The following is a 19,024-nucleotide window of genomic DNA, read 5'->3' on the forward strand; positions in this document are numbered from 1 at the left end:
CTCATCCCCTCATCGAATGGATCCGGTCGAGATCTGTTGTCTTGAAATGTCGATACACTGCGATGATCAGGGCCAGGCCAACCGCAGCCTCAGCCGCTGCAACACCGATGGAAAAGAGAGTGAACATGATGCCGGTCAGTGCTTCGGGATGGGGGCTGTAACGCCAGAAGGCGATGAAGTTCAGATTCGCGGCGTTGAGCATCAGTTCGATTCCGATCAGCACGAGTATGGCGTTGCGGCGGACGAGCGCGCCAGCCAGACCGATGGCGAAGATGAGTGCGGATACGAGAAGATAGTTGACCGAGGCTGTCATTTCTTCCTCCCCTGTTCGCGCATGGCAATCGTCACCGCTCCTATAAGCGCGGCCGTTAGCAGCAGGCCAATGACTTCGAGCGGAAGCACGTACTGCGACATCAAGGCGTCGCCGATCTGCTTGACCGTGATCTCGGGACGCGGCAGTATCGCAATCGCCGACACCGCGCTCGAACGGATCGACCAGGCAAGCACCGCAAATACAGCGACGGCGACGAGGGTGCTTGTGAGCCATCCAGACGAAAGAGCCGGCCGCAGGAGCGGTTCGTGACTTCGCGTAAGGAGTATGGCGAAGACGATGAGGATGGCTACGGCGCCGACATAGACCAGGATTTGTGCAAAGCCGACGAACTGAGCGCCAAGCTGGAGATATAAACCGGCTAGTCCCGCAAAGGCCAGCATAAGCGCCAGCACGCAGTGGACAAGGTTGCGCAGCGTCAATGCGGCAAGCGCCCCGGCAACGGTGAACACAGCGATGATGGCAAATGACAAACTCACTTCTCCCGGCACGTCTCCTTGTTCAGTGGCCTTCGTTCTGCGTTCGTCACAACAGTGGCATTTTCGTTAATTCCTGCGTCTTCAGCAACAGATACTTCTTTGCAAAGCAAAATGGCACGATGGCCTGCGTTCATCAGGTTCTTAATCGGCGAACCGGTAGGTACGTTTTTCCAGCCTGTTCGACTGCATGAGGCCGCGGCCAAGCAGCAGGTAAGGGACAACAACAAGGGTTGCGCCGACAAGCCATCGAATAGCGCCGGGCGGTAAGAAATGCCAGATGGCAGCGGCAAAGATGTTGACCAGCGCCATCGGCAGCATGAACTTCCACGCAAAGTTCATCAGATGGTCCATGCGCAGGCGAGGAAGCGTGCTGCGGATCCAGATCAGCATGGCAATCAGCACGAGGAGCTTGGCAAAGAACCAGAGGTACGATGGCACCCATGTGAGAAAGGAAAATGGCGCGGCCCAGCCTCCGAGAAAGAGTGTGATGGCCAGCCCGCAGATCGCGAACATGCCGATATATTCACCGAGAAAGAAGAGAGCGAACTTGAAGCCTGAATACTCGACGAAGTAGCCCGCGATAATTTCGGATTCGCCCTCGGGCAGATCAAACGGCGAACGATTGGATTCCGCGATGCCAGCGATCATAAAGAGCACGAAGCCGGCGAAACCCCACGGCGTGAAGACAAACCAGTGGGGCCAGATCCCCGAATAGCCAACCTGGCTTTTCACGATGGCGACCGTCGATAGAGCGCCCGCAGCCATGACGACGGTCATCGTGGAAAGGATGAGAGGGATCTCGTAGCTGATCATCTGCGCGATGGCGCGCATCGCGCCAAGCAGCGAGTACTTGTTGCGGCTGGACCAGCCCGCCATGAAGATCGTGAGTTCGACGACCGAGCCCGCGGCAAAAAAATACAGCAGCCCGGCGTCGAGGTTGATAGCAACCATGTTCCGGCCCAAAGGCAGAACCGCATAGCCAAGAAAAGCCGCGACGACGAGCGCGATCGGCGCCAGCAGGTGAACGACGCCGTCTGCTGCGTGCGGAACGATGTCTTCCTTGATCAACGATTTTACCCCGTCGGCGAGCGGTTGCAAGAGGCCAAAGGGGCCGACTCGATTGGGGCCGTACCGGTTCTGGAAGCGGCCTAGTCCTTTGCGCTCAAGAATGGTCGTCAAAGCGAACAGGGAAGCGAACACGACAAGAATCGCGACGGCTGACAGCACAGCAGAAGAGAGCGGTCGCGCCCAGACAGGCGAATGCTCCAGAATCCAGTGCTTGAGTAGAACGAAGATTTGGTCCATCGTCTCGGTCATGGCTGTCAGTTGGTTGCAGGTTGAGTTGTTGTCGAGGTGCTTCCATCCGCGGCTGGCTTCGCTCTGGCCTCCGCTTTGGCTTTCGCTGCCGCCAGGCGTTCGTCGACTGCAGTTGCAGTAGCGGGATGAATCTGGTGAAAGTAGCTGTTGGGCTTCGCCAGTTGCTCTCTGTTCCACAGCAGTCCGTCGAAGCGATCAGTCGTGCTCAGCTCGAATGCGTTGTCCATCTCGATGGCATCGAACGGGCAGACTTCAACGCAGATCTGGCAGCTCATGCAGACCGAGACGTCGATGTTGAAGACCGCCGGATAAAACTGCTGCTTGCCCGTGTAGTCGGGCTTCTTGTCGCTGCTCTTTTCGATGAAGATGCACTTGGGCGGGCATTCTTTTTCGCATATCTGGCAGGCGACGCAGCGCAGGCCTGCCTGCCAGTCGCCGCCGTCGTAGACGAGGAAGGGAAAATTGCGCGCAGCTTCGGGTTGCGGCAGGCGCTCTTCAGGAAACTGAACGGTGGTCAGCCGGTCCTTGCTGACGTAGCTGCCGAAGAAGTTTCTGGCGGTCTCCACCAGTCCTTTCAGGATGCCCTCACCCAGCATTAGCGGTCCACCTCTCCCAGCACAATATCCACGGTGCCAAAGATCACAATCGTGTCGGCGACACTGTAACCGCGGCACATCTCTTCAAGGACGGTCAGGTTGATCAGACTTGGCGGACGGACGCGGTACCGGTATGGATTGGGCGAACCGTCGCTGATCAGATAGAAGCCGAGCTCGCCTTTGGGCGCTTCGATCCGTCCGTATGCTTCGCCGGGTTTTGGGCGGAAGCCGCGGATCTTTGCCTTGGGGTCCATGATGGGCCCCGGTGGAAGGTCGCGCAGCGCCTGATTGAGAATTTTCAGCGATTCGCGCATCTCCAGCATGCGGACCATGTAGCGGTCGTAGACATCGCCATGCTCGCCCAGCGGGATTTTGAAGTCGAAGCGGTCGTAGATACCGTACTTGTCCACTTTGCGGATATCGTAGTTCACACCCGACGCGCGCAGCATCGGGCCGGTCACGCCCGCGTCGATTGCCAGTTCTTTCTTCAGCACGCCGACACCCTGAGCGCGCGCCATGAAGATCTCGTTGCCGGTCAACAACTGCTCGTATTCGTCGAGGAAGCGTGGGAACTCAACAACAATCTTCTTTGCCTGTTCGAGCCAGCCGGCGGGCAGCTCCACGCGACAGCCGCCAAAACGCATGTAGTTGCACATCATTCTTGAGCCGGTAAGCGACTCGAACAGATCGAGTATCTTTTCGCGCTCACGGAAGGCGTACATCAGCGGCGTGCCGCTGGCGCCCATCTCCTGCGTCAGAAAGCCGATGGTGGCGGTGTGATTGACCAGGCGAGTAAGTTCGGCAGTGATGACGCGTATGTACTCGGCGCGCTCGGGAACCTGTAGCCCCGCCAGCTTTTCGACAGCCAGCGCATAGGCCCAGTTGTTGGTCAGCGAGCAGATATAGTCGAGTCGGTCGGTGTAGGGCATCGAGGCAAGGTAGCTGGCCGACTCGGCGATCTTCTCGTGGTTGCGATGCAGGTAGCCGAAGACGGGCTTCAGCTTTACCACCCGCTCGCCGTCGAGCACGACGTCCATGCGAAAGACGCCGTGCGTCGATGGATGATGCGGCCCCAGAGCAATCTCCAGCAGCTCACCCTGACCGTCGCCGGTAACGAGGACTTCGTTCATCTCTTCCTTTAGCGGTGTTGTGGTCATGCTGGTCATGATGATTGCGACTGCCCCATGGCGTGCTGCTTTGCCTTTGCCAGAACGTCATCGTGCGGTGTCGGTTCGTACTCGTAATCGTTGGGTTCGACGTAATCCCGGCGCATGGGATGGTCTTCGAACTCATCCCACATCAGAATGCGGCGCAGGTCGGGGTGGCCGTCGAAGATGATTCCATAGAGGTCGAAGATCTCGCGCTCCTGAAACTCGGCGCTTCGCCAGACCGGGGTCAGCGAGGGCAGATGAACGCTGTCCGCGCGGTTCTCTGTGCGCAGCCGAACGACGACAGGGCCGTGCTTCCTCTCCATGGAATACAGGTGGTAGACGGCTTCGAGATATCCGTGCGTGTGCTCTGTTGCAAGCCAGTCCACGCCAGTGACGTTGGAGCAGTAATCGAGGCGCAACTCTCGGTCGTCGCGCAGAAACGTTGCTGCTTCTACTGCGTGAGCAGAATCGAGCAGCAGCGAGTGCTGTCCCGAGGGGCTGCCGTTCGGGATGATCTCCGCGCGGCAGCCGGGGATAGCTGCTTCGAGCCTGAGCTTAATCTCCTCCAGCATCGACCTCTCCTGCCGCGCATGAATCGATGTTGTTGAGGATACGAAAGACCTCAGGGTTGTTCGGCGGTTCGAGATCGTGCGCGCCAAACCGCGGCACGACAAATTCGCTGGGTGCTTCGGGATCGAGATGGCGCGGCCGGCCTTCGCCTGTCAGCGTTTGTGCATCGATCTTTTTCTGCAAGGTCATGAACGCATCGATGAGGGCCTCGGGGCGCGGAGGGCATCCGGGAATATGCACGTCCACGGGAATGTAGCGGTCGATACCCTTCAAAACGTTGTATCCCTGCTTGAAGGGGCCGCCGGAGATGGCGCACGCGCCCATGGCGATGACGTACTTCGGCTCCGCCATCTGGTTGTAGAGGCGCACCACCTGAGGGGCCATCTTCTTGGTCACGGTGCCGGAGACGATGATCAGGTCCGCCTGACGGGGTGAAGGCCTGAAGACCTCGGCGCCGAACCGCGCCAGATCGTAGCGCGCCATGCTCGTGGCAATCATCTCGATGGCGCAACAGGCGAGGCCAAACGTCATCGGCCACACGGAGTTCTTCCGGCCCCAGTTGTAGAGCTCTTCAAGGGTCGTTGTGACGATCCCCTGTTTGCTCAACTCGATTCTGAGCTTCTGGTCCATTGCGACCCCATGCCGCCCTGTCTCTTCGACGCTCCGCGCTGTCATTTGTTCTGCCCGCCCGTCATGCCCAGGTCAATACGCCTTTCTGCCAAGCCCACACCAGCCCCTCGACCAGCAGGAGCAGAAAGACCATCATGGCGATTGAGGCACCCACACTTAGACCGCCGAATGCGACGGCGAACGGGAGCAGGAAGATCGCTTCTACATCGAAGATCAGAAAGATGATCGCGTAAAGGTAGTACTCCGGCCTGAAGGGAATCCAGGCGCTGTCTTTTGCCTCCAAGCCGCATTCATAGGTGGAGTTTTTGTGCGGTCCGGGTTTGCGCGGCGAGAAGCTCTTTGACCAGAGCCATGCAAGTACGAGCGGAGCGATTGCAAAACCTGCGGCAGCGATCGCAAGGACCACGATGGGCAGATACACGCCGAAGACCGGAGGATTCATAAACACCTGAGCCGGAAAATCTTAACAACCGAAGCTACTGCTCAAAACAGTGAAGCGGCTTGATTTCTCCATCAGCATTTACGCCAGATCAAGTTATCAATTGAACTTCGATGCGTCAAAAGCAATTCGCTCCAGAAGCTGGTGTTGTACGTCGTGGGACGACACAAATCCCGCATTGGAATGGATGTGGTATTGTGGCTTGTTCGTGAAACTCCCAGGTCTTGTTCAAGGAGGGGGAATTACCCATGGCGGCAGAAAACGTCGCGCGGACAGCCACTGAAGGCGGGCCCCAGGCCGAAACAGAGATGGTTCGGCAGGCTGCGCGGGAAAACATCGTCAACGACTTCAGCATCCAGGTCGCGACGGTCAACGGGTCGGGATCTCAGTCGGCCAACCTTGTGCTGCTGCGGTCCATCTTCCGGATGGGCATTCCAGTCAGCGGCAAAAATCTCTTTCCTTCCAACATCGCCGGCCTGCCGACCTGGTACACGATCCGCGCCAGCAAAGATGCATACATCGCGCGCAAGAAGGAGATCGACGTCCTGATTGCGATGAACCCGGAGACATGGCAGGAGGACATGCTCTCTCTGCCGGCGGGAGCGGCGGCTATCTATGAAGAATCCGCCAATCTTGGCCAGCTTCGGAACGATGTCGCCTGCTACCCGGTGCCGTTCGACAAGCTGACGGCCGCAGTCTGTCCTGAGGCCAAGCTGCGCAAGCTGGTCAAGAACATGGTCTACGTCGGCGTCGCCGCGCATCTTCTCAAGATGGACATGGTCGCGGTCGAAGCCGCCTTGCGCAAGCAGTTTGCCAAGAAGGTGAAGGCTGCGGATCTCAACTGGGCCGCGGTCCAGGCGGGCTTCGAGTACGCCTCGGCAAACTTCACCAAGCACGATCCCTTTGTGCTGGAGCCGATGAACGAGACGGCAGGAAAGATCATCATCGACGGAAATGCGGCGGCTGCGCTGGGTTGTGTCTTTGCAGGCTGCACGGTGGCGATGTGGTATCCCATCACGCCGTCGTCGTCGCTGGTCGAAAACTTCATCGATCTCGCAAAGCGGTATCGCGTCGAAGAGAACGGCAAGGCCACCTTTGCGGTGGTGCAGGCCGAAGACGAGCTGGCGGCAATTGGCGCCGTGCTTGGCGCGGGCTGGGCCGGAGCGCGCGCCATGACGGCGACCTCCGGGCCGGGCATCTCGCTGATGGCCGAGTTTGCCGGGCTTGGCTATTACGCCGAGCTGCCGGGAGTGATCTTCGATGTGCAGCGCTCGGGGCCGTCGACCGGCCTACCCACCCGCAACCAGCAGGGCGATCTGCTCTCTGTCGCGTTTCTGTCGCACGGAGACACCAAGCACGTCATGTTGATTCCGGGCAATGTCAGAGAGTGCTACGAGATGGCGCAGGCGGCGTTTGACCTGGCGGAGCAATTGCAAACGCCTGTCTTCGTCATGTCCGATCTCGATCTCGGCATGAACAACTGGATGTCCGACCCCTTTACTTACTCCGGCAAGCCGTTGAACCGGGGCAAAGTGCTGAGCGCGGAGGACCTGAAGAAGCTGGGAGGGTTTGCCCGCTATAAAGATGTGGACGGTGACGGCGTGGGCTATCGCACGCTGCCGGGAACCGACCATCCTCTTGCGGCCTACTTCACGCGCGGCTCGGGTCACAACGAAAAGGCGCAATACACTGAGCGTCCCGACGACTACTTCAACAATATGGAGCGGCTGGCAAAGAAGTTCGAGACGGCGCGCTCGCTCGTTCCGCGGCCCGAGGTCGTCGAGACGGGCAAGGCGAAGGTCGGGTTGATTGCGTTTGGGACCTCCGATTTTGCAACGCGTGAGAGCCGCGATCAGTTACGCAAGGAGTACGGGCTCGAAACCGACTACCTGCGACTGCGCGCCTATCCCTTCACGAGCGAAACCCACGACTTCATCGCCTCGCACGAGCGCGTGTACGTGATTGAGCAGAACCGCGACGCGCAGATGCTGAGCCTGCTGAAGCTGGATGTAAAGGCCGAGGATGTTGTCAGACTGCGCAGCATCCGCCACTTCAACGGGCTGCCGATTGACGCGCGGTCGATCACCGACGATCTTGTCACGCAGGAAGGAATCTAATGGCAACAACTCCAGCTACATCCAATGCGGAGACGTTGAAGCCGGCAGTGAAGACCAACAGGATCGGGCTTCAGGTTCTCGACTACCGGGGCGGCAAGACGACGCTTTGCGCCGGCTGCGGCCATAATGCAATCTCCGAACGTATCATCGATGCCTTCTATGAGATGGGAGTTCAACCGGAACGGCTGATGAAACTCTCGGGCATCGGCTGCTCCTCAAAGAGCCCGGCCTATTTCATGAGCCGGTCGCATTCGTTCAACAGCGTTCACGGGCGCATGCCCTCGATTGCAACCGGCGCTCTGCTGGCCAACCACACCATGAAGGCGCTGGGCGTGAGCGGCGACGGGGACACCGGCTCCATCGGCATCGGGCAGTTTGTCCACATGCTCCGGCGCAATCTCCCGATCATCTACATTATCGAGGACAACGGCGTCTACGGTCTGACGAAGGGGCAGTTCTCCGCGACCGCGGATATCGGGTCAAAGCTGAAGACCGGCGTGATCAACGATCTTCCGGCGATCGACCTATGCGCTCTTGCGATTCAACTGGGAGCTTCCTTTGTGGGGCGGTCCTTCTCGGGCGACAAGAAGCAGTTGCTCGCCATGCTGAAAGCGGCGATCGCGCACAATGGGACGGTCGTGATCGACGTCATCTCGCCATGCGTTACGTTCAACGACCACGAAGGCTCGACGAAGAGCTACAAGTACATGCAGGAGCACGAAGAGGCGATCTCCGAGGTTGGCTTCGTGCCCTACTTTCAGGAGATCGATGTGGAATACGATCCGGGCACGACGATCGACGTGACGATGCACGACGGCAGCCATCTGCGCCTGCGCAAGCTGCATGAAGACTTCGATCCGACGGACAACGTTGGAGTAGTTTCCACACTGATGGCGGCGCATGCAAAGGACGAAGTCCTGACCGGCATCTTTTATGTGAACACAGCGAAGCCCACGTTCACCGAGCTGTTGAACCTGGTCGATGAGCCTCTGGCCACCTTGCCGGATGCGCGTGTGCGGCCGGGCAAAGCTGTGCTCGACGAGGTCATGCAGCGGCTGATGTAGCTGCGTCCCAGACTGCTATCAGCCGCTGTGTTCCGCTTCGGCATCGGGCTCGGGAAAGTCCGTATCGTTCTCCTTCAGCATCTCATCCTGATCACGATGCCCAAGCTGACCGGCCATGGAGTTGTGGGAGCGACGGGTGAAGTCGGGGTGAACAGTATCGTCTTCTACTGCGCCCTTGTGCATGCTTTCGTCCGGACGAGTTAGTTCAGGATGCGCCATGGTGGTTCCTCCTGGGCCGGGAATGAACACTGAAACGTGGATTTGCGACGACTGGAAACAGTGTGACTCTTCCACGGGCACTTTGTCAGATCTCGACTAGAATGTACTGCTATGGCGTTCAAGTTTCAAGGAGTCGATTTCCTCCAATTTGATTCTCTGCTTAGCGAAGATGAACTGCTGGTTCGCGGGAACACGCGCGCCTTTGTCGAGGACAGGATCATCCCGATCATTGAACAGTGCAACCGCGACGGCCGTTTTCCCCGCGACCTGGTGCGCCCCATGGGCGAACTGGGCTTCTACGGGGCAACCCTTGAAGGGTACGGCTGCGCCGGAATGAACAATGTCGAATATGGCCTGCTGATGCAGGAACTTGAGCGCGGGGACTCCGGCCTGCGCAGCTTTGTCAGCGTACAGTCGGCGCTGGTCATGTATCCCATCCATGCCTTCGGCACAGAGCAGCAAAAGGACCACTGGCTGCCGAAGCTGGCTACCGGAGAAAAGCTCGGCTGCTTTGGGCTGACCGAGCCCGATTTCGGCTCGAACCCCGGCGGCATGAGGACGCGCGCCCGCAAAGACGGCGACCAATACGTGCTCAACGGAGAGAAGATGTGGATCACCTCCGGCAGCATCGCCGACGTTGCTGTGATCTGGGCCAAGGTTGAGGAGCCCGGCGTCGCTCCGGAGAACTGGCGCATTCGCGGCTTTCTTGTCGAAACCGGCCGTCCCGGATTTTCCGCGCACGATGTGCACGGCAAGTGGTCACTTCGCGCTTCAGTCACATCAGGTCTGGCCATGCAGGATGTCCGTGTTCCAGCGGAGAACATGCTACCGCAGTCAGATGGACTGAAATCTCCCCTGATGTGTCTCAGCCAGGCGCGCTACGGCATCAGTTGGGGCGCAATCGGCGCGGCCATGGCCTGCTACGACACGGCTTTGCAATATGCAAAGCAACGAAAGCAATTTCGCGATCAACCCATCGCCGGCCATCAGCTTGTGCAGGAAAAGCTGACGTGGATGATTACGGAGATCACCAAGGCGCAGTTGCTGTCGCTGCAACTTGGCCGCCTGAAGGACCAGGGCAAAGCAGCGTTTCAGCACATCTCGATGGCGAAGAAGAACAACGTGTGGATGGCGCTCGAGTGCGCACGTATGGCGCGGGATATCCTCGGCGCGAATGGCATTGCGGACGACTACCCGATCATGCGTCACATGATGAACCTGGAATCGGTGAAGACCTACGAAGGAACCCACGATATCCACACGCTGATCATCGGTCAAAGCGTGACTGGCATTGCCGCTTATTGATCCGGTCGTGGGCAATCACTCACGGGCAGCGGGGGCGCAGCGCTCGGAGAGGCGGCTGATCTATTCTGATGCGCACCTGTCCTGATGCGCACCTGTGGGCCGCGTCGCGCACGCTCCTGGTTGAGGGCGCTTTTTTTGTTTGGGAATGTGAGTTTTTGCATGGCGTCACGCTGCTTCAATGATGGTGTTGACGATCGCATGTCGTCTCTTTATAGTGGTGGCGCGTAATAAGCACAATATATTGCATATTGTGCAATTACAGGAAAGGCGTCAAAGGGTGACGACGGTGCCAAAGAAGTGCGCATGAGAAAGAGCCTGGTTCTGCTGATCGTAGCGCTCGCCGCGGGAATGGCATTTGCGTCGGGACCTTCCTTCGCGCCCGATGTCCGGTTTACCGGTTCCACGACAAAGGGCTGGCATACATTTGGCAATGCTGGATGGAGCGCCGATGCGGGCACGATTACCGGGAAGCCCGGCGATAGTGGCGGAGGCTGGCTGGTGCTGGACGACTCCTATCAGGATCTCAGCTTCTATACGGAGTTCAGTTGTGACGACGGGTGCGAGACCGGTGTGTTGCTGCGCGCGGAGAAGACCGCGGACGGCGGCATGAAGGGGGTCTTTGTCTCGCTCGACGATTCTGTGTTGAACACCTATGCCGTGACGATCGATTCCAGCGGAAAGATTGTGAAGAAGGACAAGTTGCCACGCGGAGGTCTGCTTGCCCGCGTGACACCTCCGCCTCCCCCCTCGCAGACGCAGAACGAGAACAGGCCGAGACCGCAGAGGCCCAGCGTCGAACTCCCGCTGAAGCCGGCGGATACCTCGCTGCGGCCGCATGCGTGGAACTCGGTAGAGATATTTTTCGACACGAACACAGTCCGGTCGTTTCTCAACAATGGTCACCAGCAGGGCGCAGTCGGTGAAGATGGCGGTTACGGGCCTGTGGCGCTGTATGCAGGCGGCAAAGGCGCGGTCCATTTTCGCGGCATCGCCTATATGGACATGTCTCTGAAGGTGCGCGACGAGGAGAAGGTCGGCGCGGGATTTCGCAAGCAGAGGCTGAGCGACTTTTACTACTCGTGGGGAACGGCTGCCGCCGATTTCAATCGCGATGGTGTGCTCGATGTCGTCTCCGGACCGTATATCTACTATGGCCCCGACTATCGGAAGTCGCGCGAGATCTACGTTGCGCTGGCCTCGAATCCGACGACCGAGTTCGCGACGGACTCGACGATGGAGTTCGCTGCCGACTTCAACGGCGATGGCTGGCCCGATGTGCTGACGGTGATGTTCGGCGGCGACTCAGGCATGCAGCTCTACATTAACCCGAAGGGTGAGAAGCGTCGCTGGCAGAAGTATGTTGTTGGCGGAGGGGTACAGAGCGAGATCGCGATCCTGCGCGACATCGACGGCGATGGCAAGCCGGAGCTGGTCTACTCCGGCAACGGGCGCGTGCGATATGCGAAGCCCGATCCCGCCAATCCAACAGGGAAGTGGATCGTGCACGATATCTCCGAAAGCGGCTATGGAGCGGGGCACGGCATCGGCGCGGGGGACATCAACGGCGATGGCCGCATCGATATTGTCGACCCGTATGGCTGGTGGGAGCAGCCGGCCGCAGGCGCGGACTCAGGTCTGTGGACCTATCATCCCGCCGCCTTCGCGCAGTTTGGACGAGGGATGATGGGCGGCAGCGTGATGGCTGTCTATGACGTGAACGGGGATGGACTGAACGACGTGGTGACCTCGCTCAACGCGCATGGATGGGGGCTTGCCTGGTACGAGCAGAAGAAGGACGCCGTGGGCAAGATCAGCTTCACCGAACACATGGTCATGGACGACCGCTCGACCAAGAACGCCGGAGGGGTTACGTTTTCGGAGCTTCACGGCACATCGTTTGCTGATGTCGATGGGGACGGGATCCCAGATTTCATCGCGGGCAAACGCTACTTCTCCCATCTGGATACCAATCTCGATCCCGACCCGAGAGGAGCGCCGGTCCTGTACTGGTACAAGACGGTCCGAAACAGTAAGGCGCCTGGCGGGGCTGAACTGCTTCCCCAGTTGATCGATACGCATAGCGGTGTTGGATCGGATGTGCTCGCTGTGGATCTGAACCATGACGGAGCGATCGACATTGTGACGTCCACGCGGTTCGGCACCTTTATTTACTGGGGGACTCCGGGACGCGCCGCAGCCGCCAGGAAGAAGTAGACGTTGCGCAACGGGTAAGGGAGATTTGCCCATCAACCTGCACAAGCAGATCCGGTCATCCGATCGGAAGAACCATCTGGGGCTGCGGGAGTTTACCGGAGGCATCGCGGGCGTGGCAGGATCTCGCGGCTACGCCTGCACACGCTTTTCCACACGCCGGTCTTCGACGGGCGCTACCTGCCTGAGACGAAGCAAGCGAACGGCATCATCGCCAGCTTCTTTTTAGAACATCGCGGTTTTCTCAAAAAAACAAACGTTTGTTTCTGGATTCGGACGAGAGGTGTAACCATGCGTTTTCTTCCTCAAAAAAAATATCGTCACATGGCGAAACAAGCCCTTGACGGCTGTCCGCGCGTGTTGCTAGGATTCGCTCGACTCATAATGCAAAGTTAATTGCATAATACGCAACATGAAGCAAAGCCAAAACAGGGTTGGTTTATGGCTTAGGAGGCATCGAAGATGAACGCTAACTGGAAAAAATATCGAGTGCTCTGGGCAGTCCTGCTGGTCTGTCTCGTCCAGACCGCTTTTGCTCAGGTCCGCTCCGGCACCATCACCGGCACCATTACGGATTCATCGGGCGCGGTCGTCCCCGGTGCCGATGTGACCGCCAGAGATGAGGCGACCAACGTCGAGTACAACGGCAAGACCACACAAGCTGGACAATTCACCATTCCGTATCTTGCGGCGGGTACCTATACCGTTACCATCTCCAAGGGCGGATTTCAGAAGTTTTCTGCCACCGGCGTACCGCTTGCAGCCTCTCAGACGGTGAGGGTTGATGGCACGTTGAGCATCGGAACGGCGACGGAACAGGTCGAGGTTCAAGCCTCGGGCGCGCAGATACAGACCGAAAGCAGCACAATTTCGTCAGCGATCAGCGCCCAGGTAATCGACGCGATTCCGAACATCACCCAGAACCCGCTTTATTTCGCCACGCTGCAAAACGGCGTTCAACCCCGCAACCAGAACGCGAGCAGTCAGAACACGAACTCTTTCGGCATCGGAGTCGCCGGCCGTGCACAGTACTCCTCCATCGGTGTCAATGGTGGCCGCGCGTTCGAGAATGACATTCAGGTCGACGGTCTTCCCAACACCGGCTTTGGCTTCAACGAGGCGGCGGTTGTCCCGAACCAGGAAGGCATCCAGGAAGTCCGCGTTATCAGCAACAACTTCACCGCCGATTACGGACGCGGCATGTCGGTGCTGGCGATCAACACCAAGTCGGGAGGAAATCAGTTCCACGGTCAGGCCTCGTACCTGATTCGAAATGAAGCTCTCAACGCGAATACGCCGGGAAACAAGATTCAGACTCCGCTGGTCCGCAGGCCTGCATTCAAGGTGAACGACATGGGCGGCGCGCTGTCCGGTCCGATCCTCCGGGACAAGCTGTTCTTTTCGTCCAGCTTTCACTACCAGCGATTCAACTCGGGACAGACCAACCTCTTGACGGTGCCGACTGCGCTTGAGCGCGTGGGCGACTTCAGCCAGACGTTCATCAACGACGCCGGCAACCCGGTTCCTGCGCAGTTATTCGATCCCTACAACGTGACCCAGCTCGCTCCCGACGTCTATCAGAGGAACATTATCCCTGGCGCGAAGATTGCGAACCCGAATCCCGCGGCGCTGTTGATGTACAGCTTCTATCCGCAGCCCAACCGGACGCCCGACGACAAGTACAACACCAACAACTACACCTCCTATGTCATCAATACGGTGCGCAAGCAGACGTTGAACACCCGCATCGATTACAAGCTGGGCAAGCACTCCATCTACTCCAGCGGCGGATACGACTTCGGTACGATCACGCAGCCGCGCCCCTTCGGCACCGCGCCGTTCAACGACGCTCCCTCTCAGACCAAGGACAGCAACTTCTACGCCCAGCTTGGCGACACGATGGTGGTGAACCCGACGCTCTATGTCGACGTCCGGTACGGTGTCACCAGGATCAACACCTTCAGCCTTGGCGGCAATCAGTCCGGTTTCACGAAATACAATGACTTCGGCATTGCACCGGCAACCCAGGCGCTCTTCGCCGCAGTGGGATCGGCCCCCGTGGTGAATCCCAACGGCTTCGGCGGCGGATCGGGCGGCGGAAGCAACTGGGCCGGCCTCTCTTCGGGGCAGTTCGCCAACAAGCGCGAGAGCCAGATCGCCCACGCGATCAACGGCAGCGTCACCAAGGTGTCAGGTAACTGGACGTACAAGGCCGGCGCGGAGTATCGCGTGATGCTGGCCAACTTCACCGACTTCGAAGAAGGCTCGGCGAACCTCGGGGGCTGCTGCGCGGGCGATCCCGGCGGCAACTACTCCTTCCAGTTCGTCAACGCATCAGGCGGTTCCATAGCATCCAGAAACGCCACCGCCTCGCAGCGAGGCATCAATGCCGCGGCGATGCTGCTGGGCCAGGGTGTCTGGTTTGTTCGTCCGGGCGCGAACCTCAAGCCCGCCTACGCGGCAAAGTACTTCGCCGTGTACACCCAGAACGACTGGAAGCCGAAGTCCAACCTGACCTTCAACCTTGGACTTCGCTGGGACGTGCAGCCCGGAATTACCGAGCGCTACAACCGGATGACCGCCGTCGACCTGACGAAGAAGAACCCCTTCGGCACGCAAGGCGTCTTCGCCTTCCCGGGAGTCAACGGCTATAGCCGCGGCCTCTGGGATACGGAGTACCACGATTTCCAGCCGCGCGTAGGCGTGGCCTGGCAGGTCTATCCGGGAACGGTGATCCGCGGCGGGTTCGGCATCACCTATCTGCCCACCAACAGCGGTTACTTCTCCAGCTCCAACGACTACGGTGGCGCTCCGTTTGCCGCCGGCAACCAGGCCCTTCCGTATGGCAGCACGCCGAACGGCGTTCCGGTCACGCGGTCCAGCGATGCGGCGCCTATCGTTGCCGCGGTGGGAGCGAACCAGGCAGCTCCGCAGATCTATGGCACGGGGACAACCTACTTCGACCGGCACCTGAAGAACCAGGTCGCCAAGCAGGGGAATCTCTTCGTCGAGCAGGCCTTCGGCAAGGGGCAGCAGTGGATCATGTCCGTTGGCTGGAGCGGCTCGTTCTCCAACAACCTCACCACGCGCAGTCAGCCCATTCAGAACGTTCAGAGTCTCGACCCTGCCGTGTTGAGCTCGTGGCGTTCGCAGTACATTGCCAACAATGGAGCGAACCCCGCCACCGCTCAGGTCAACAACCCGTTCCAGGGCGGCAGCACCCTGATCCCCTTCCAGGGAGGCCTGTCGGGACGGACCATCCAGCAACAGATTCCCCTGATGCCGTATCCGCTGCTGTGGGGCGCTACGCTCGACGGCTCGCGCGGTTATGGCAGCTATAACTCGCTGCAGGCCAGGGTTACCCACTCCTTCTCGTCGGGGTTGAACCTTGCGCTGAACTATACCTGGAGCAAGGAGCTGGACTACGTTACGACTCCCATCGAAGACGGCCAGGGTGTCAACTCCGGCGGTACGGTTGGAACGCCGGACCTCGTCAACAATGGCCTCAATCGCAACTACGGCCTGGCGGACGTGCCTCATCGCTTTGTCGCAACGGTGGTCTACACCTCACCGTTCGGCAAGAACGGTAAGCATGCCCTGGTCAATCCGGTGGCGCGGTTTGCGCTCGGCGGATGGAGCCTCGGTTCGGTCGTCAGCATGCAGGGCGGTATGCCTGTGGTCGTCAGCATGAACAACGGCGCTTTCACCTCTCGGGTGGATCGCGTTCCTGGCGTGCCGATCCAGGTGCCGACTGCGCTCCAGAAGCGATACGACGGAGCAACGCCCGTCACGCTTCCCTGCGGCAAGACGGTCACTCCTGGCAAGTATCAACTGCTGAAGTACAATGCCTGCGCCTTCTCAGGGCGTACGGTAACAGGACAGAACGGTAATCCTTTGCAGGACATCTACTGGATCGGCAACCATGCACAGACCAACGGAGATATGCGCGGGTTGGCTCGCTACAACGTAGACCTCAGCCTGCGTCGTGCCTTCCCAATCTACGAGCGGTACCGCTTCGAGATCTCCGGAGAAGCAACCAACGTCCTCAACAATACTCAATGGAACGGCTCGTTTGTCGGGAACCTTGGTTCGACAACCCTGGCGACCGATCTGTCCAAAGGAAGAATCCAGGGACTGGGCGACAACACCAGCTTTGGCACGCTCAACACCAACGCCTTCGACCCGCGTCAGATACAGCTTCATGCGAGGTTCATCTTCTAACTCCAACCTTTGGTGCGGCCGGCGAAGATGCCAGGCCGCGCCAAAGCGATGTTTTGAAGCGCGCTGCGCCGGATTGCCGGCCGCGTTCGTCTCATAGAAACGTATTGAAGAATCGAATCTCCGCGGGAAGCGATCGTGGACGAGGAACTACCAGAGGCTCTCTGATGAAATTTCGTGATCGTGGTCTGAAGCTTGTCGCTGGCGGTGCAGGGGTTGCGGCACTGTCTGTCTTTGCGATCTATGGTGCCGTGGGCAAGAGCGGTAGCGGGAAGCCCGCCAACGTCGATTGGGCAACCTACGAGGCGAACCAGGGGGGCAACCATTATTCGCCGCTGACGCAGATCAATCGCTCCAACGTGAAAGATCTGAAGGTGGCCTGGACCTACGATATCGGCGAGTCGATCTCGATCAGCAACCCGCTGATCATCGACGGAGTGATGTACCTCAGCGGTAAGAATGGCGGAGCCATCTCCGCGCTCGACGCCGCGACCGGCAAGGAGATATGGGCCTCGGAGCCGAAGATGGTAAGCGGCCGCCAGCGCGGCCTGACCTACTGGGAGAGTACGGATCACAGCAAGCGTCGCATCGTCTTCTACCGCGCCAACCATATCCGGCAGATCGACGCCGCGACCGGCAAGCTCGACCCAGACTACGACGTCGACCTGAAGCCGGGCCTCGAGCGCGACCCCGAGGTCATCTTCAATGTGCAGAACGTCTCACCACCGCGCGTGTGGCACGATACGCTGCTCGTTGGCTCGAGCCCAGGCGAGGAGTATGGGTCGCCCGTCGGAGATATCCGCGCCTTCGACCTTAACACAGGAAAACTCGTCTGGCAGTTTCATACGATTCCGACACCGGAGGAACCCGCGGCAAAGACCTGGGGGCCCAATCCACGCGCCTTCAATGGGGGAGCGAACGCGTGGACCGGGACCTCCGTGGATGAAAAGCGCGGCATCTTCTACGCTGGCACGGGCTCCAGCACGTACGACTTCTGGGGCGTCGATCGGCCCGGAGACAACCTCTACGCAGACTGCCTGCTCGCCATCGACATCCGCACCGGCAAGCTGCTCTGGCACTTTCAGGACGTCCATCACGATCTCTGGGACTACGATCTGGCCTCCACGCCGGTCCTCTTCACCGCGAAGAGCAAAGGCAAGGCAGTGGACGCGGTGGCCATCGCCGGAAAGACCGGCTTTCTCTTCGCCTTCGATCGTGTGACCGGCAAGCCTCTCTTTCCGATTGAGGAGCGCCCCGTACCGCAGGGGGAACATATGGAAGGAGAGCGCCTTTCACCAACGCAGCCTTTCCCCACGGTACTGAAGCCCTTTGTACGCCAGACCTTTACTGTCGACGACATCGACCCGGCGATCCCGGAGCCCGAGCGTTCACAGATACAAGAGCGGTTCCGAACCCTGCGCTGGGAGGGCATCTTCACACCTCCTTCCACCAAGCCCACGCTCGAAGCGCCGGGAAGCAACGGCGCAGCGAACTTCGGCACCACCTCCGCCGATCCGGTGCGCGGTCGCGTCTATGTGGCTGGCGTCGACATCCCCGCCGTGATCCAGTTGGCGAAGTCCAAGCCGCAGTTCGGCGCTGGCAACAATCCGATGGAGCGCGGACGCTCGCTCTACCAGAAGAACTGCGCCGTCTGCCATGGGGTCGACCGCACGGGGCACCCGCCGACGTTTCCTTCGCTCATCGGCGTCAATAACCGTCTGAACAATGAACAGCTGGTCGACATGATTCATGCGGGCAAGTCGCCGATGCCGGGTTTCCCGAACATCACCGGCCAGTCGATGACGGACCTGTTGACCTACGTCAACAACGGATTCATCTCCAGTGACGCTCCTCCGCGCAAGGTGATGAAGGGTCTGGCCGAGGGCGAGCCGCGCTGGCGCACCGACTATGGCTACTGGTACACGAAGGCGGGCAACGGCGTGATGCGTCCACCATGGACGACCCTGTCAGCGTATGACATGAATACCGGGGAACAGCTATGGCAGGTCCCGGTCGACAGCGATCCGAACTATCCCATTAAGGGCATCAAGACCGGAACGGGCGATACGAACAAGGTCGGGATCGCCATCACCGGAAGCGGTCTGCTCTTCGTCCCTGAAGACCGCCTGAAGAAGCTGATCGCGCTCGACGCGGATACGGGCAAGACGCTGTGGGAAGGCGATCTTCCGGAGAACGCTGTCGGCGTCCCCTCCGTCTACGCCGTGAACGGCCGAGAGTACGTCGTCGTTCCCGCGGCAAGCGGAGTCGCGCGTCCCAAGGGCAACGCAAGGCAGGGTATGCCTGAGGCGGCCCCAGCGCCACAGGTGCACAATCAGTTCGTTGTATTCAGTCTGCCGGAGAAAAAGAAATAGCCTCT

Annotated in this window: 15 protein-coding genes; 6 read left to right on the plus strand and 9 right to left on the minus strand. The window is 59.4% G+C overall.

From position 1 onward, the window contains the following. Position 1: 1 nt before the first annotated feature. The 8 genes from nuoK to JSS95_16945 form a co-directional block, all read right to left on the minus strand. Positions 2–313: an NADH-quinone oxidoreductase subunit NuoK gene (nuoK, locus tag JSS95_16910; protein ID MBS1801493.1), complete on the minus strand. Its 312-nt coding sequence runs from the start codon at positions 311–313 to the stop codon at positions 2–4. Continuing rightward, entirely contained in the window at positions 310–810 is a 501-nt protein-coding gene (locus JSS95_16915; protein MBS1801494.1) for an NADH-quinone oxidoreductase subunit J, read from the minus strand. The genes nuoK and JSS95_16915 overlap by 4 nt, the downstream gene beginning before the upstream one ends. A gap of 141 nt (positions 811–951) precedes the next feature. Further along, positions 952–2,127 carry an NADH-quinone oxidoreductase subunit NuoH gene (gene nuoH / locus JSS95_16920; protein ID MBS1801495.1) on the minus strand — a complete coding sequence of 392 codons (1,176 nt, stop codon included), beginning with the start codon at positions 2,125–2,127 and terminating at the stop codon, positions 952–954. Between the two features lie 5 nt (positions 2,128–2,132). After that, positions 2,133–2,723, minus strand: a complete 591-nt coding sequence (locus JSS95_16925) for a 4Fe-4S dicluster domain-containing protein (protein MBS1801496.1) — start codon at positions 2,721–2,723, stop codon at positions 2,133–2,135. After that, positions 2,723–3,853, minus strand: coding sequence for an NADH-quinone oxidoreductase subunit D (locus tag JSS95_16930; protein ID MBS1801497.1), 1,131 nt, complete (start codon positions 3,851–3,853; stop codon positions 2,723–2,725). The genes JSS95_16925 and JSS95_16930 overlap by 1 nt, the downstream gene beginning before the upstream one ends. Before the next feature lie 32 nt (positions 3,854–3,885). Beyond that, complete coding sequence (locus tag JSS95_16935) at positions 3,886–4,446, minus strand: NADH-quinone oxidoreductase subunit C (GenBank protein MBS1801498.1); 561 nt, start codon at positions 4,444–4,446, stop codon at positions 3,886–3,888. Continuing rightward, the gene (locus tag JSS95_16940; protein ID MBS1801499.1) at positions 4,430–5,074 is read right to left on the minus strand and encodes an NADH-quinone oxidoreductase subunit B; all 645 of its coding nucleotides are present in this window, start codon (positions 5,072–5,074) and stop codon (positions 4,430–4,432) included. The genes JSS95_16935 and JSS95_16940 overlap by 17 nt, the downstream gene beginning before the upstream one ends. A gap of 61 nt (positions 5,075–5,135) precedes the next feature. Continuing rightward, entirely contained in the window at positions 5,136–5,516 is a 381-nt protein-coding gene (locus JSS95_16945; protein MBS1801500.1) for an NADH-quinone oxidoreductase subunit A, read from the minus strand. A gap of 245 nt (positions 5,517–5,761) precedes the next feature. On the opposite strand from JSS95_16945, the gene JSS95_16950 reads away from it, so the two are divergent. Continuing rightward, the gene (locus JSS95_16950) at positions 5,762–7,630 is read left to right on the plus strand and encodes a 2-oxoacid:acceptor oxidoreductase subunit alpha (protein ID MBS1801501.1); all 1,869 of its coding nucleotides are present in this window, start codon (positions 5,762–5,764) and stop codon (positions 7,628–7,630) included. After that, positions 7,630–8,694, plus strand: a complete 1,065-nt coding sequence (locus JSS95_16955) for a 2-oxoacid:ferredoxin oxidoreductase subunit beta (protein MBS1801502.1) — start codon at positions 7,630–7,632, stop codon at positions 8,692–8,694. Before JSS95_16950 ends, JSS95_16955 begins: the two co-directional genes overlap by 1 nt. Before the next feature lie 18 nt (positions 8,695–8,712). Here the strand turns inward: JSS95_16955 and JSS95_16960 are convergent, their stop codons facing one another. Continuing rightward, the gene (locus tag JSS95_16960) at positions 8,713–8,913 is read right to left on the minus strand and encodes a hypothetical protein (GenBank protein ID MBS1801503.1); all 201 of its coding nucleotides are present in this window, start codon (positions 8,911–8,913) and stop codon (positions 8,713–8,715) included. A 111-nt stretch (positions 8,914–9,024) separates the two neighbouring features. Here JSS95_16960 and JSS95_16965 point away from each other — a divergent pair, with 111 nt between their 5' ends. The 4 genes from JSS95_16965 to JSS95_16980 all read left to right on the plus strand — a co-directional run bounded on the left by JSS95_16965 (position 9,025) and on the right by JSS95_16980 (position 19,019). Beyond that, positions 9,025–10,218 carry an acyl-CoA dehydrogenase family protein gene (locus tag JSS95_16965; protein MBS1801504.1) on the plus strand — a complete coding sequence of 398 codons (1,194 nt, stop codon included), beginning with the start codon at positions 9,025–9,027 and terminating at the stop codon, positions 10,216–10,218. A gap of 303 nt (positions 10,219–10,521) precedes the next feature. After that, the gene (locus tag JSS95_16970) at positions 10,522–12,432 is read left to right on the plus strand and encodes a VCBS repeat-containing protein (GenBank protein MBS1801505.1); all 1,911 of its coding nucleotides are present in this window, start codon (positions 10,522–10,524) and stop codon (positions 12,430–12,432) included. 459 nt (positions 12,433–12,891) lie between these two features. Beyond that, positions 12,892–16,650, plus strand: coding sequence for a TonB-dependent receptor (locus JSS95_16975; GenBank protein MBS1801506.1), 3,759 nt, complete (start codon positions 12,892–12,894; stop codon positions 16,648–16,650). Positions 16,651–16,814: 164 nt separating this feature from the next. Then, positions 16,815–19,019 (plus strand): PQQ-binding-like beta-propeller repeat protein, encoded by a 2,205-nt coding sequence (locus JSS95_16980; GenBank protein MBS1801507.1) that lies wholly within the window; start codon positions 16,815–16,817, stop codon positions 19,017–19,019. Positions 19,020–19,024: the final 5 nt, after the last annotated feature.

Source organism: Acidobacteriota bacterium, assembly GCA_018268895.1.
In the GTDB taxonomy this organism is placed as follows: domain Bacteria; phylum Acidobacteriota; class Terriglobia; order Terriglobales; family Acidobacteriaceae; genus Edaphobacter.